This window comes from Vibrio sp. R15-SG3-ISO1B (genome assembly GCF_059833835.1).
The window spans coordinates 79,871-94,088 of record NZ_JCBDGG010000010.1; the positions used below are offsets into that span (position 1 = coordinate 79,871).

At 48.6% G+C, this 14,218-nt stretch carries 17 protein-coding genes; 5 read left to right on the plus strand and 12 right to left on the minus strand.

The window, feature by feature from the left end; genetic code table 11:
* Positions 1–3 precede the first annotated feature (3 nt).
* A complete protein-coding gene (locus AC6R0S_RS03465; protein ID WP_500630903.1) occupies positions 4–1,350 on the minus strand; it encodes a purine-cytosine permease family protein in 1,347 nt (448 codons plus the stop codon).
* Positions 1,351–1,451: 101 nt separating this feature from the next.
* On the opposite strand from AC6R0S_RS03465, the gene AC6R0S_RS03470 reads away from it, so the two are divergent.
* Together AC6R0S_RS03470 and AC6R0S_RS03475 are read left to right on the plus strand one after the other, a co-directional pair.
* A complete protein-coding gene (locus AC6R0S_RS03470; RefSeq protein ID WP_500630904.1) occupies positions 1,452–2,378 on the plus strand; it encodes a LysR family transcriptional regulator in 927 nt (308 codons plus the stop codon).
* 214 nt (positions 2,379–2,592) lie between these two features.
* On the plus strand, positions 2,593–2,958 hold the full coding sequence (locus AC6R0S_RS03475) for a winged helix-turn-helix transcriptional regulator (protein ID WP_334553241.1): 366 nt from the start codon (positions 2,593–2,595) through the stop codon (positions 2,956–2,958).
* Between the two features lie 102 nt (positions 2,959–3,060).
* Here the strand turns inward: AC6R0S_RS03475 and AC6R0S_RS03480 are convergent, their stop codons facing one another.
* From AC6R0S_RS03480 to AC6R0S_RS03490, 3 genes are all read right to left on the minus strand, one after another.
* Complete coding sequence (locus AC6R0S_RS03480; RefSeq protein WP_500637216.1) at positions 3,061–3,600, minus strand: peroxiredoxin family protein; 540 nt, start codon at positions 3,598–3,600, stop codon at positions 3,061–3,063.
* An 87-nt stretch (positions 3,601–3,687) separates the two neighbouring features.
* Complete coding sequence (locus AC6R0S_RS03485; protein ID WP_500637217.1) at positions 3,688–4,344, minus strand: DsbA family oxidoreductase; 657 nt, start codon at positions 4,342–4,344, stop codon at positions 3,688–3,690.
* A gap of 41 nt (positions 4,345–4,385) precedes the next feature.
* Entirely contained in the window at positions 4,386–4,970 is a 585-nt protein-coding gene (locus AC6R0S_RS03490) for an NAD(P)H-dependent oxidoreductase (protein WP_500637218.1), read from the minus strand.
* 652 nt (positions 4,971–5,622) lie between these two features.
* On the opposite strand from AC6R0S_RS03490, the gene AC6R0S_RS03495 reads away from it, so the two are divergent.
* The 3 genes from AC6R0S_RS03495 to AC6R0S_RS03505 all read left to right on the plus strand — a co-directional run bounded on the left by AC6R0S_RS03495 (position 5,623) and on the right by AC6R0S_RS03505 (position 7,053).
* Entirely contained in the window at positions 5,623–5,961 is a 339-nt protein-coding gene (locus AC6R0S_RS03495) for a hypothetical protein (RefSeq protein WP_500637219.1), read from the plus strand.
* Positions 5,962–6,505: 544 nt separating this feature from the next.
* Positions 6,506–6,763: a type II toxin-antitoxin system Phd/YefM family antitoxin gene (locus AC6R0S_RS03500; protein ID WP_005448240.1), complete on the plus strand. Its 258-nt coding sequence runs from the start codon at positions 6,506–6,508 to the stop codon at positions 6,761–6,763.
* Positions 6,751–7,053 carry a type II toxin-antitoxin system RelE/ParE family toxin gene (locus AC6R0S_RS03505; protein ID WP_086495638.1) on the plus strand — a complete coding sequence of 101 codons (303 nt, stop codon included), beginning with the start codon at positions 6,751–6,753 and terminating at the stop codon, positions 7,051–7,053. The genes AC6R0S_RS03500 and AC6R0S_RS03505 overlap by 13 nt, the downstream gene beginning before the upstream one ends.
* A gap of 182 nt (positions 7,054–7,235) precedes the next feature.
* Here AC6R0S_RS03505 and AC6R0S_RS03510 read toward each other — a convergent pair whose 3' ends face one another.
* The 8 genes from AC6R0S_RS03510 to AC6R0S_RS03545 form a co-directional block, all read right to left on the minus strand.
* Complete coding sequence (locus AC6R0S_RS03510; RefSeq protein ID WP_500630909.1) at positions 7,236–7,574, minus strand: cytosolic protein; 339 nt, start codon at positions 7,572–7,574, stop codon at positions 7,236–7,238.
* 162 nt (positions 7,575–7,736) lie between these two features.
* Positions 7,737–8,591, minus strand: coding sequence for a DMT family transporter (locus AC6R0S_RS03515; RefSeq protein ID WP_500637220.1), 855 nt, complete (start codon positions 8,589–8,591; stop codon positions 7,737–7,739).
* Between the two features lie 121 nt (positions 8,592–8,712).
* Positions 8,713–10,470: a bifunctional lysophospholipid acyltransferase family protein/GNAT family N-acetyltransferase gene (locus AC6R0S_RS03520; RefSeq protein ID WP_500637221.1), complete on the minus strand. Its 1,758-nt coding sequence runs from the start codon at positions 10,468–10,470 to the stop codon at positions 8,713–8,715.
* A 50-nt stretch (positions 10,471–10,520) separates the two neighbouring features.
* Complete coding sequence (locus AC6R0S_RS03525) at positions 10,521–10,961, minus strand: YHS domain-containing (seleno)protein (protein WP_500628188.1); 441 nt, start codon at positions 10,959–10,961, stop codon at positions 10,521–10,523.
* A gap of 1 nt (position 10,962) precedes the next feature.
* Positions 10,963–11,721 carry an NRDE family protein gene (locus tag AC6R0S_RS03530; RefSeq protein WP_500637222.1) on the minus strand — a complete coding sequence of 253 codons (759 nt, stop codon included), beginning with the start codon at positions 11,719–11,721 and terminating at the stop codon, positions 10,963–10,965.
* Between the two features lies 1 nt (position 11,722).
* A complete protein-coding gene (locus tag AC6R0S_RS03535; RefSeq protein ID WP_500637235.1) occupies positions 11,723–12,319 on the minus strand; it encodes a hypothetical protein in 597 nt (198 codons plus the stop codon).
* A gap of 26 nt (positions 12,320–12,345) precedes the next feature.
* Positions 12,346–13,473: a D-alanine--D-alanine ligase gene (locus AC6R0S_RS03540; RefSeq protein ID WP_500637223.1), complete on the minus strand. Its 1,128-nt coding sequence runs from the start codon at positions 13,471–13,473 to the stop codon at positions 12,346–12,348.
* Positions 13,460–14,056, minus strand: a complete 597-nt coding sequence (locus AC6R0S_RS03545; RefSeq protein WP_500637224.1) for a DedA family protein — start codon at positions 14,054–14,056, stop codon at positions 13,460–13,462. The genes AC6R0S_RS03540 and AC6R0S_RS03545 overlap by 14 nt, the downstream gene beginning before the upstream one ends.
* Between the last annotated feature and the right edge of the window lie 162 nt (positions 14,057–14,218).

Genomic DNA, 14,218 nt, shown 5'->3' on the forward strand with positions numbered 1-14,218 from the left:
CATTCACTTAGGAAGATTTTGCTGCTTGAATAACTTCATCAGAGCAAGATAGAACACGCCTGAAGCAACAATGCCATCCAGTGCTGAAATGCTGGTCAACGAGAATAGGTCAAAGAACTCTGGGGCCGTACAAGCACTAAATACAGTACCAAACACCCAAGATGCCAAACCTTTAAGCATCCAGTCCGGCACTTGTTGAATGTTCTCAAAGCTCATTTTGTTCGAATCAAGCACATAGTACTGTGCGATATAAACGCCCGCTGCGGGTGCGATAGTGACACTCAATAGCATCAAGAACTCAGTGAACTTGTCCACCATGCCTAATTGGGCAATAGCGATACCCGCGACCGTCATCAAAATCACTAGTATGGGACGTGGCACATTTGGCAATACCATCGACATACATAGGCCGCCAGACGTGAGGTTGCTACTGTTGGTCGTCCATTGAGCGAATACCAACACGATGATGGCAGCCATTCCCAAGCCTAGGCTAAAGAAGACTTCAACTAGGTCATCAGTACCGGTCATTTTAGTCAAAATAAGAGCGATAAGGATGATGGCACTGTTGCCAACGAGAAAACCAATACCTGCACCTAAGATCGCATCTTTACGGGTCTTCGCGTAACGAGCAATATCTGGCGCGGCGACGGCAGCTAGGATCCAGATGGACATCACAAACGAGATTGCTTGCCCCATCGTTAGGGGATCGGTGATTGAAGGGGCGCTACCACCTTTGTAATCCGCCGCCATGAACAAGCCAAGAGTAATGAGGGTGACCATGAGAGGCACAGAGTAAGTACTGAGCTTACCCAGAGCACGGACACCATAGATTGCCGTCGCCATCATCAGAATACTGCCACCAATCAGCGCAGATAGATGAGACACCACAATCTCATAGTTTGCCAGAGCATCAACGAGGATGAATGCAAAGAAGTCTGCTTGGAACGCAAACCAACCGACCAGCGAGATACCGTTGATAAACCCAAGAATCTTACCACCATTACGACCAAAAACGGCGCTACTCACTAAAGGCGTAGACACACCAGATTGAAAGCCGATATTAGCGCACAGCATCGCAATCACCGCGAGCAGGCCAGAGCCGACAAAGGTTGCAATAAGGGCATCTTCAAAACCAATACCACTACTGAGGATAGAGCCCAAGAAAAGCCCAGAAATATCGATACCAATCGCTAACCAAATGAGGCTTATCACCCACCAAGACCGCTTGGCTTTTTCTGGCACTGGCTCTAACTCGAAGTCATCGATTGCCTTGTGAGTCTGAGTTTTTTGGCCTGGCTCTGTCGTCTCTTCTTCTATGTATGTTTCTTTACTCATGCTGCATCCTTGCATTGTTATTCCATTAGCCTGAATAAATCATACTGGTGTATTTTTTATTATTAAATGAATATAATAAAGTTTAAACATAACAAAAAACAAATGTATTAATTAAAATGAGTTCAAACAATAAGTTAGATAAGCGTGACCTACGAAGATTAGAGCTTTTTTGTGAAATTGTTGAGCAAGGAGGCATCAACCAAGCGGTTGCAAGTACAGGACTTAGTCAACCCGTACTAAGCAATCAGCTTATTGCATTAGAAAAGAGTCTAGATTTAACACTATGCCAACGTGGAAGAAAGGGGTTCGAACTGACTCACGAGGGCGAGAAAGTCTATAAATATGCAAATCAGATAAAATCTACCCTTATTGACTTTGCTTATAAATTACGAGGTGTGAAAACTGAACTCTCGGGGCACGTCCGTATTGGCTGCTTAGACAACACTGTTACACTCCCCAATAACCCACTACCTAAAGCAGTTGAGTCATTTTATCAGCGCAGCGATAGCGTCGAAGTGAGCATTGAAGTCGGTGATTTCACTCAACTCAACGAAAAACTCGGCAAAAACCAAATTGATATCATGGTCGTGGTACTGGGGACACATCAAAAGCCTGCCTTCAAGCATAGTTACCCATTGTTTGATGAACGAAGCTACCTCTACGCACGCCGCGATCTAGCCGATAAAATCATGGACCGAGATTTTTCCCTTGATGGCTGTCGTATCAATATGGGCGGCTACGCCAAGGACGAAATGTTAGAACTCCTCAACGTCGAGCAATATGCCTCAGTTAAGCCCTACGATGGTTGGCATGTAGAGTCTAGCGTGCTTCTCACCCTGGCTGGCACCCATTTGAGCTTTCTGCCTTCTCACTTGATTGATCGTGGCCATTACGACCAATCTTTAGTTCCATTGCAACCAGAAAAATGGTTTCTAACTAGCCAGTTCTATGCCGTGATGAAGCAGCCACTTGATTCACTTTCTCCCGTGGCGCAAGCTTTCTTTGAGGAACTGTACAAGTTTACCGATGATCTCTCGGGTTGATTTCATTCATACCAATAACTTTCATGTCAGTGGTTACCGCTCGTCATGCACAAGGTTACTAAAAGTATACTGATTGCATTCAATCTCTAGGTAACTAATATATACCGGAATAGACTTGCAATTAGGTGCCCACTCGAACACCTATTCGAAGTGGGTCTTCTATCACTATGAGTGACGTTTTTATTATCATTGCTGATAAATGACGCGGGGCTGTATGAAAGCAAAAGTTGAAGTTGACCCAAAAGGGCGTAAGAGCGTTGTTGATGCCTGTTCCGAACCTTGTGCGATCGAAAAAGGTATGAGGATTTTGGGCTCCAAATGGAAAGGCTCCATCATCTACCATCTCAAAGATGGCCCAGTGAGGTTTAATGATCTGTCCAGAATGTTGGGCGGCGCTAGCAAGAAGATGGTCGATCAGCGTCTAAAAGAGCTAGAAAGTGAAAACATGGTAATACGTCGTGTGCTCAATGAAAAACCCCTGGCAGTCAGCTACGAACTTACTGAGTTTGGCCGCAGTGCGTTATCGATTCTTGATGAATTGAGAAAATGGTCTGAAAGCAACAATGTGCAACTCAAATAATGAATGTTCCGCTGAAATAGCGTGCGTAACCTTCATCGCTTCCCTCTATAACGTAACAAGGCAACCAAAACGGTTGCCTTGTTGTATCTCTAACCTAACGGCTCAGTAGTCTAGCGTGCCACGAATAGGGTAGTGGTTGTCTGGATTGCGAATCCATGCCAAACCTCGAGTCAGTGCTCCAAGTTCTGGCCTGACAAACGGGTTATTGGATAGATCAACCACGTGTAGGTTGCCGTGTTCATTGACAACAAACACCCCCGGCTCTGCAAAGTTATGGTCGGTTTCAGCTTCGGAGCGTGGTAGCGATATGTAAAGCCCTAATGTCTTCATTTGTTGCTCAGTAAGACCGTAGGCGATTGGGAAACTGATATCGAGCTTGTCTAGGTGTTGCTCCAATTGTTGCTTCGAGTCAGCAGAGACAGCCAGAATATCAACGCCCGCCTCACTAAAGGCTTGTTTATAGGTCTCAATTTCATTCAGATACTTAGTGCAAAGTGGGCAATGTTTACCACGATAGACAAACACCGCTTGCCATGTTGCATCACCTTGAGGCTGGCCTAGCTTGACTGTGGTTCCATCCAGCTTTGTTGCCTCAAATGTAGGAAAAGCGTCACCCGCTTTGAGTTTTTGTGAGTAAGTCATCTCGGCTCCTGGGATTGAAGTCATTACTAACTAGAAAAAACGATAAGATACTAATAGACCAGTTGCAACCAGTATACTTTTAGTAACCTAGCTTTGATTCGTCTGAGCCATTAACTCAGTTAAGATCTGTTTGTAACCTTCCACTGGATGCGCACCAGACACCGCATGTTCTCTGTTGAAAATCACCGTTGGCACACTCGATATGCCCAGTTCTTGCCATTGTTTCTCAGTACTGCGGATTGAGTTACGTCGCTGAACATCATCTAGCCAGCGCATCCCTTCTTCAGGATCTAGGCCGACAGTGATGAGCTCTTGCTTGAGAATCTCACGGTCAGAGACATCTTTCTGTTCACTGAAAAATGCGCTAAATAAACGTAATTTTAGCTCAGTCTGCTTGCCTAAGCTCTTGGCGTAATCGAGTAAAAGGTGTGCATCAAACGTATTTACCATCTTCATGTCATCAAAGTAGTTAAACTTGAAGCCATGTTCAGCGCCAATGCTGGCGATACGAAGGCGCGCGTTGTGACTTTCCTCTGCGGTACTGCCATATTTGCGAGCAACGTGCTCTCGAAGGTTTTCACCTTCAGCAGGCATATCCGGGTTCAACTCAAAAGGCTGCCACTCGATCTCGATGCGATCTTCAATGCCGAGTTGTTTGATCGCCGCTGTTAAATGGTTGTATCCGATGATGCACCACGGACAGACAACATCACTAACAATGTCGAGCTTAATTGTATTATTCATATGGGTCCCCTACTTAAAGCACTGTGCTCAAAACAATCTTCTCAAAAGTGTGCGTCTAAGTGCGCTTCAAAGCGAGCAAAATCGTTCTCAATGTCGGCGTTTTTCATCACGTCGTAGCAAGCAAAGGTTGGCAGTGCAGACATACCAAAGAAGCGGAAGTTTGCGTGCATGTGGAACATCAAGTCATCGACACTACGACCTTGGAACAGGTACTCGCTATCATCATTAAATGACTCTTCTGGAGCATTGAATGTGAAAGACAGCATGTATTTTGTATTGGTACGAGTGCCGCCTGTTCCATAATTTTTCTTTGGCTCTTCCGGCGTTCGACCATCAAAGGCACACAGCGAACCGCCCATCCCCGCCGTGAAGACATCATCCATGTATTTTTTGAAAGACCACGGAATCGTCATCCAGTTGACAGGCGATTGGAGTATTACTCGGTCTGCCCACTCAAAGTTCGCCAGTTGTTCATCCACTACGATGTCATCTTGCATTGTGACAACGCGAACTTCATGACCCTTTGATTCTAACTGGGTGCGAGCTTTCTCTACTAAAGCCGCATTGAGTTTGCCTTCAGAAAATGGAGATGGCTCGTGTGCGTTAATGATTAGAACGTGACTCATGATATTAACCCTTCAATAATTGGCTGTATGACAAAGCGAGCAATAATCTCGCTGTCTTGCGGTTTATTATGGTTACCTACATTTCGAGTGCAATTAGTTAACTTTTAGTAACCACCCTGAATGTTGATAAAAATTACATTAACTACATGTTTAATATGACTTTAATTTTTTGCATTGGAGCAGACATATGAGGGGAAAGGCGACTCTAGGTTACCTCAAGTAGACGAGCTGAAATTATTGGTGGGTTACCGCGGGTTTAGCATCAGGAGATAAAAGCACTGCTAAAAGAGAGAATAGAAAGAAATGAGTAGTCTGTTATCTTGTGACCAGATGTTCCCCCCGCTTTTAATGATTTATGAGCTGCAACTGTGCAATTTTTCGTCGCTCATTGTTGCCTCGCTCCTTCTCAGGACCTGCGAACAGAATACCTGATCAGCACACCAATAGGCCAAGTCAATCTAATGCGTATTTTGATCTCTTATACTACGAAATTTTCCGTAGCTCGCCCCCAAAATTACACGTCGATTCACACAACAGGCTGATATCAGTTGAGTTTCATAACAAATGGCAGAAAAATATACGGAATTCAAAGGTTGAAAAAGTCCGTCTATAAAGCGTTAGCTGACACCTCCATAATTGAGATAGGAGTATTATGAAAGAGGATTTGAGAATATATGCCAAAGGCTTGGCATTTACTGGAGGTAGTTTTAGCCTGCGCTCTCTCGATGTACTTATTTCAAATTATCGAAACATTCTATATCAACTCATAGCTGTTAGTTTAGGAAAGTCTAAAGCGGATAGACATATACGTGAACAAATTGACTATCAAGTAGAAATTAAAGAAGGTTCTATTGAGCTGTTGGTTGATTTCGTTATGAACAACAAGGAGCTTTTTGCGCCTCTTGCCGACGACGGTGGCTATCAACTATCCAATACAATTGTTTCATTGTACAAAGACGCTATTGCGTTAAGGGATGCTGTTGCAACCTGAATGATGGTTCGATCTTAATTGGTGACCCGAAGATTTTACTAGCTGCGCAAACGACCAAATCTGCCGTTGATAATGTCATAAAATCTATAGATGGCTCAAATGTAGAATATGTCGACTTTGGTTCGGGTGTAAATGATCTTCGATTACATTAAAAAATAAGAACTTACTAGGTCGTCGCAAAGAGGAAATACCCACGACACTCAATATTATCGGTCGATTGGATATGATTTCCGTCAGCAGTCACCGAGGTGCAATCGTATCGGATTGTCAGCGTTTTAATGTCACTTGGGATGAAGAGCTTAGGGACAAACTATTGAAAGTTGTTGATGTTGAGGCAACTCAGTTTAAAGCTAGACCCGTAATTGATCATGAATCATTAAGTGACAAAGAAATTGGTTTCCATATCGTCGACTGTTCGCAGTTGCAAATTGACTTAAACGTTTAAGTTAATCAGCTAACAAGTTACTCAAGTGGCCGTCATGGAGCTTGCTATACTCAAAGTGATAGAATAGTATCACTTTTTTATTCCTTTGGAGCAGCTCTCATGAAAGTAGAACTAGTTACATCACTCAAGCGTCAAGCAACTAAGATCCTCGCAGATCTCCACGACACAAAAGAACCAGTGTTAATTACTGAACATGGTAAGCCATCCGCGTATTTAGTTGATGTTGATGATTACGAGTTTATGCAAAATCGTTTGGCTATTCTGGAGGGTATTGCGCGAGGTGAGCGCGCACTAGCTGACGGCAAAGTGGTGAGTCATGATGAAGCCAAGGACAAAATGTCAAAATGGCTGAAATAATCTGGACTGAGCCAGCGTTATCTGACCTCAATGATATCGCTGAATACATAGCACTTGAAAATGTCGTAGCGGCAAAGCAGTTAGTACAAACGATTTTCTCTAAAGTCGAACGCCTAGAAACTTTCCCTGAATCAGGTCGTATTCCGCCAGAATTAGAACATTTAAGTTATCGTGAAGTTGTCGTTAATCCATGTCGTGTTTTCTATAAACAGGACAGTGACAAAGTCTATATTCTGTTTGTTATGCGTGCTGAGCGAGATTTGCGTAAGTTCCTGTTGAGTAAGCAATAACCTTTGGGGATGAGCGCCATACAAGTGTTTAAGGCTACAAGATACTTTTCATCATCTGACCTGATAGCTTTGGGCAGATGAGCTAAGAAGGTTTTGTCCAAATACGCGTTAGCCCAATACAACCCGGCATTGAGATAACCGCAGTGATGGAAACTCAGTGATTTCAGTGCCCTGATCAAGGCTCAGTCTATGCGGGTAATAAAGGTCTGCTCGTCATCCACAAACGCGACAAAGCCGCCGTGATAGATAAACACTCGGCCACGTCCCTCTACGAGACAAGCGAGCTGCGGGTTCAGATCTTCTTGGTTGTCTTGACTTTGAAAAGTCCCGGTGTCGGTGATAACGCCACTGAGCCTAGGCAAACAACCGTACGTGCGCTTAGCTTGATCAATCAAACTCAATTCGCTAGCGGTAGAAAAGCAACGGGGTATCTCACCTGCGTCTTCAATGAATAACGTTTTAAATTCTTCAAAAGCGGTAATCACCAGCCAGTCGATACCGTTTACATGATGGATGAACATAGTGTTTCTCGTTGATTTTGTTGCGGGGATCTTATCACTATCAAGGGCAGTACCTCTATACATAGGTGTTCTTGTTTCAGATGGAGCGTACGCGTCACTCAGATGACATGGTTTTCGCCCCAATAAGAGTCGAACATCGTCTGAACATACTCGTCACCGCTTTCATTCCGCCTTCGCCACAAAAATCACCGCAATCCCGCCAAGCACCAAAGCCGAAGCCAATACAGCGCTATAGGTGATGGACTCACCAAGCCCAATAGAACCGGCGAGAAAGGCGATCACCGGAACGGCGAGTTGTGCGATGGAGGCCTTGAGCACGGTGATCTGCTTGAGCACTTGATACCAAAGGATATAACCCAATCCTGAGGCGGCGATACCCGAGGCAAGCGCCCACATCACGCCCGAAGAGGTTAGGGTGACATCCATAAGCAGCGCGGGGCTGGCGAGCAGTGCGAGGAGGCTGGCGAGAATAAATCCGTGGGTAATCGCAACGGATGCGACACCGCTTTTTTTGCCAAGCACGGTAAACATCGCCCATGCAACGCCAGAGGCCAACATCAAACTCGCTGCGCCAAGGCTCGGTGATTGCGCGGATGGCAGCATCAGAACCACAAAACCTGTCACCGAGGCCAAAATACCGACTTTCTCCAGCTTAGTCAGCGCATTACCTGAGACTACGTGATAGGCAATTAACGTCATTTGCACCATACCAAACAGCAGTAGCGCGCCCGTCCCTGTGCTGAGTTCGGTATAGGCGTACGAGAAACACACCGCATACACAAACAGAGCGATAGCAGACCACCAACTGAGCGGCGAACGGAGAAAACCGAGCGACGCCTTACCGTGAAAGTGACCGCGCATAAACAGTAAAAGGGCTAAAGTGACCGCACCGGAGAAGAGACGCAGCAAGGTGAAGCTGCCCGGGTCAATCGCGCCGCTTGCCAATGCAAGACGACAAAAGAAGGAGTTGGCGGCAAAGGCGATAAGCGCCAAGCACAAGGTCATCATGTGGGGCATAATCAGAGAATATCCAATCTAAGAGGGTATGAGCGGTCCGTTACGAGAAGCGCCAGTATACCCCAGCACTTAGCTTGCACGAGCCAATAAGCCCGCGCGGTTTAGTCGAATCACTTATGACTCATGCCTTTCGGTTATGGTGGCTTAAATACGCCTGCGCGCACTCTCTGCCCATGTACTTGCCCAAAGTTCTTACGGGTAATGACGTCAGTTCAACCACAATCAAACCATCTAAAGCAAAATGAAAAGCAGGGTCAACATTGAAGCACACCAGTTTGCCATTTAGCCCCAGATATTGCCGCAACAGGACCGGCACCCCTACCCCACGCTCTAAGCGCTGCAACACTTTCGACAATAACGGCAGTTCGGCCAATGAACTGAGCATGTCGGGTCGCCAGAAGGTGTTGCCGCTCTCTTTCAGTGGCGTGGTGGGTCGAACCAGTTTCGCCTTGTCTTGATCGTAATGATGCACCGTCATCACCGATGCGATGAGCTGTCGCGCCACTGGGCTGTAATCGTTGCTAATGCTGACAGGCCCAAACAAATGGGTATAGCGGGGGTGGCGCGCCACAAACGCCGCAATCCCTTTCCAAAGAAGCAGCAAGGAGTGCAGATTTTTTTGGTATTGCTCGGCGACCACTGAGCGGCCAAGTTCGATGGATTGCCCCAACTGGCTAACAAACGCGTGATCGTACTCGAACAGGCTGCGAGAATAGAGCGCCTCAATGCCGCCTTGCGCGGTGAGCTCATCCACCAAACCGAGTCGATAAGCGCCCACCAACGCGCGATCGCTGCGATGCCACACAAAGAGTTGATGATATTTGGGGTCGAAATCGTCGACATCACAGCCGCGTCCTGAGCCTTCACCGACGGCGCGAAAACTCTCCTCTCGTACTCGCCCGATCTCTTGCATCATGCGCGGCATCCTCGCGGTGGGCACGCAGTAGACCACAAACTCGCCCTGTTCGAGCAGTTGAAAGTCGCTGAGCGTCGCCATCTCTTGCTCGAGTTCTGCTACGGCCATCGGCGCGATGATCGGCTGCTGGGCACTTTCAGGAGATCGCCGAGTTGCCGTATTCTCCTCTCGACTGCCCATCAAATAGGTGTTCAGCCGCAGATAGTGGGTCAGTTGCTGATCATCATCGAAATGTTGCAGTTCAGAAAACGGGATCGGCGCTCCGACCGAAACAGAAATCGTCTGCCCGGATTTATTGAGCAGTTCACGCCCAAGCATGGCCGTTCTCAATAGCGGATGCACACGACCGGCTTGATAGAACCATTTGCTGTTCATGCCTTGAATAAAAATAGGTACGGTTGTCGCCTCGGCATGGCGGACAAACTTCGCCACCGACTGGCTCCACGCTTTATCGGTGATTTGCCTCGCATCGGCTTGCCATGCCGACACTTCTCCCGCAGGAAAGAGAATCAGCAGTCCGCCCTCTTTTAAGTGCTGATTGGCCTCAGCAATCGCGCGCCGATTGGTGGTTCTTGCCCGTTCACCGCCGAACACATCCACGCCGATGAACAGTGAATCGAGCTCTGGTATCCGCTTAAGCAGCTCATTGGCCAGCACTTTGACATCTTTGCGTACTTGCGCCACCAGCGAGGCTAAAATAATGCCCTCAATACCGCCAAATGGATGATTCGCGACAATCACCACAGGACCTTGCTGTGGAATGGACGACACACTGCCGTGATCAACCGAATACTGAGTGCCGATTCTAGCCAGCGCTTCATGCATAAACTCAAAACTGTCTTGTGGCAGCGCCGCTTGTTGATACAAGGCGTCCAACTGCGACAAACCGGTCGCCCATTCAAGCGCTCTTTCGCCAACACCGAACGGGGTTTTACGTGGTAAACGAAATGGACTGGCGTACATAATCACATCCTCTTGATTAACAAACGTGGCGCGTCAACTCGCCGCTGGCCTTATTGAGCAATCAAACCTGGCCAGTTTTGGTCGGCTTGTTGAATATGCAGAGTGCGCGCGCTGTCCCAGCGCCCTTTGATGTCCGCGTTGTAATTGAGGTACAACTTGCCGTCGACAATCGCCCACTGCTCAGGATCGGAAGGGGCAAAGTCGCTCTTCTCAGACACAGCCCAAGCACAGTAGCCACCATACTGCGGAGCGTACTTTTCCGGCTCTGCTTCAAACATCGCTAAGTGCTCAGCGGATGAGAACAGCCATTGCGCGCCTTGGTATTCGGTTGTCCACTGGCTGTCACCTTTGACCGCTTGGCCTTGAGTGAAATACGCCACGGTATCGTAGCCGCTGACCGCCTTATTACTAAAAAATGAGGTGGAGATAAGATCCGCCGCGTTGGCGGAGACGCTGACCAAAAGCAGCGCAAATAAACGAAGTAGTTTCATGTCATGACTCCTTGATACTGGTGGGTAGGTCAATACTGGTTGGCACGTTGTAGTGGCGTGCATTTGGGGATACATCGGCCAAAGGGCCTGCGTCGATCGCTTGATAGCCCATGATTTTGTCGGTAGGACTGACATGGACGGTCGTAATACTGACGGTGCGCGCGTCTTCTCTGGCCATCAATGGCGAGAGATGAGGCCGCTGGGTATCGTGTCGGGTATGAAAACGCTCACCGAGCGTGTCATCATTCGACTGAGAGGCCAAGTCAGCAAACAGGCTAGTGCGATAGTCGAGCGCGTCATAAAAGAACCGACCAGACGAGACAATCGGCGCCACCGCACGATGATGGCTGAGCGCTTGGCCATCCCATGTCCACATTACGGTTTCATTCGCGTTGCGACTAGTATCGAACGAGACCACAGTAAACGGGGCATAGTGACTCAAGTTCAGCGCCAACATTCTTCTGTCTACTTCTTGACTCGATACACTGCTGGCAAGCTGCTTAACGATTTGCCCGCGACTTGTCAGTGGTCCTTGGGGCATCTGCCCTTGGTAGAAGTTGAGCAGACACACAGTCACGCCATACTCATTGGTCGCGATCCAACTGCCACCGCCTTCTGGATCAAGTGGCATCAGACAGTTAACCTGCTCCAACTGCATGGCTTGGGGCTCAGTGGCGGGCTGCCGAGTTCGCTGCTCATCACGGTTAAAGTAGACGCGGTAATGACTCACGCCGTGATAGGTCCAAGATAAGGTGCACATGCTATTGAGCCCTCTGATAAGTCGCGGTCGCCGGAGCCACGCCAAAACCCGATTCCACTTCGATGCCGCGCAGAGACGCCACCACTTTCGCCATCGCAAAGTGATGAGTGGCGTGCAACGCGGCAAAGGTAATCTCGCGTGCCAAGGTGGATTCCACCTCTTCGACTTGACGCTGAGACATCATCACTTCCGATTCCACACTCACTCGCGCTTCTAGTGCATCTGGCGGCAGTTGGCATAGCCAATCCACCAGCTGCGCTATCTCTCGCTCGGCCACGCGGCAATCTCGCTCGACGGGATGGCCGCGCCGACGCACGTTGTAATCAATTTTGCTCATTTCGCCATGTGGTGGCGCTTGGTCTTGCCCCTGTGCATGGCGAATCGCATGAAACAGATCCAACCAATGGCGAAAGTGCTCACCAATCGAGCTCGATACATGGGGCGCGGCTAACGCAACGTAGTCGTCATTGCTGAGCACACTGAGAAACCGTTGACCTTGGTGCAAGGTTTCAATGCCGCCTAGCACCGCGCCAGAGAGGCTCGCCCTATGTTTATCGCTGAGCGTCGCTCTCGCGGTGAGAGTGGCGGGAGAAGTCATCGCTTTTTTCATCATCATTCCTTTGATCAATCCGTCATGGGGTAGCGCTGCGTTAACGCTTTCTCCTCTCGCCAAGCGTTGAATAACGCCGCCAGAGAAGGTGTGTTCACCCCGCGTTGCTTATGCTGAGAGCCAATTCGGTACAACAAGCGGTACTGTGTCAGTAAGGTGCTAAAGATGTGCAGCAATGGGGTATCGCTATCCCAGATGTGCGCGGCTTCACTGCTCGCACCATTGATTTCCAAAATATCAAAGCGCTTGCCCTGCATCAGCGCGGTGATGGTGTCGAACTTGACGTCAAGACGGCCGTAGTGAAACCCTTCAAACTCACCCAACACGTCATCGAGCGTCGCTTCCAACTCCGGTGTGATAAAGGCGTTGCCGTTGCGAAAAATCGCGCCTCGAGAATGACTGCCCGCAAACGCCAGCGGATACTCTTCGCCCTTTTTCACCACGCTCTCTAACTTGGCCTCATGACGCGGCAAATAGAGATGTTGCAGTCGCCCAGCGCGTGGGCAGCGGGCGATCAATTCTCTAAGCGTCGAAACACCATCGCCTTCCACAAAGGGGGAGTATTTGAGTGTCATCGAGATGACTCTGCCGCGCTTCTCCCCTGGCTGGCGCACGTAAAAGAGCCCGGCTTCTGCGCGGTAACGGGATTTTTGTTGCAAAAGAAAACGGCCACCGGCAGGAAAATGCGCTAAGTAACGTGCCAAATCGTCCGAGTCATTGATGAGCTTGACCCCAGCGCCGCGACACCCCAAATCAGGCTTGGCCACCAGCGGAAAATCGAGCCCGGCATCATGCAGCGCCATCATCGCGTTATTGAGATCTTCGGAGTTTGACGAGTCACCCACTTCGACAGTGATGTAGGGCAAAATCCACTGGCGAGTTTTCCCTCCGGCACTGGCGAAAATGTCGCTTTTTGACTCGCCCACCATGCCGCTTAACTTGATGGCAGGGTTAGCGATAAGTGGCAGTGCCCAATCTAGGTGCCTTGCGCTGAGGAGCGCGCTTTGCACCACAACCGGCGCATAAAAAAGCCACGCTGGCAGAAACTCAAACGGCGAAATCACTCTTTTTGGCTTGCTCAGTACGGGCATCCCTGCGTTGACCTTCCCTTGCGGGATCACTTCCACATCATGATTGTGCATTCTGTTCACTTCTCCAAAACTGTTGCGCTGCGCGGTTTAATGCCCAAAGCGCGAGCAATCCCACAGGTATCATCAACCAGCGAGTCCATGCATCCTCACTGCCTATCCAACCGCCCACTTGATAGAAAGAGGTAAAGATCAGTGCCGTCCACATGGCTGTGGCGATAAAAACGGCCAAAAGAAACACCGGCAACGCTACGCCTAAAAAACCACTGACGGTGTAACTCACGCTGCGCATTCCCGGTACAAAGCGGACGATAAACAAGGTCACAAAAGCGTTGGCATTGAGCTTTTTACACATCCGACGGGCTTTATGGTGTCGGAAACAGCGAACCTTCAACCAACCGATACGCTGTGCTAATCGCCCGAGGGCATAGAGCGCCAAATCGCCGCTGGCAATACCAATAAAGATCGCCAGCAGCGCCCACTCCACCGCCATCACTTGATTAACCGACAAGGTCGCTGCCGTCACCAAAGCGAGATCTTCAAGTAAATAGGAAAGGAGGATCAGCGCGATCATCATCCACCCCAGTGAATGGGAATGAGACAAAATCCAAGCGTTGAGTGTGTGTGCCATGTCCATCTGCCTTCTCTGCTCCCTGATAACCACCGCCACTAACGGGGGAGAATCACAGTGAAAACGACTGTGAACCCCGCGATGCAACGATGTCTTATTGAACAAGATAGGGAATAGACGAAGAAAATTTCATTACAGGGTAGATTTGTGTCGGACAAGAAGCATCGA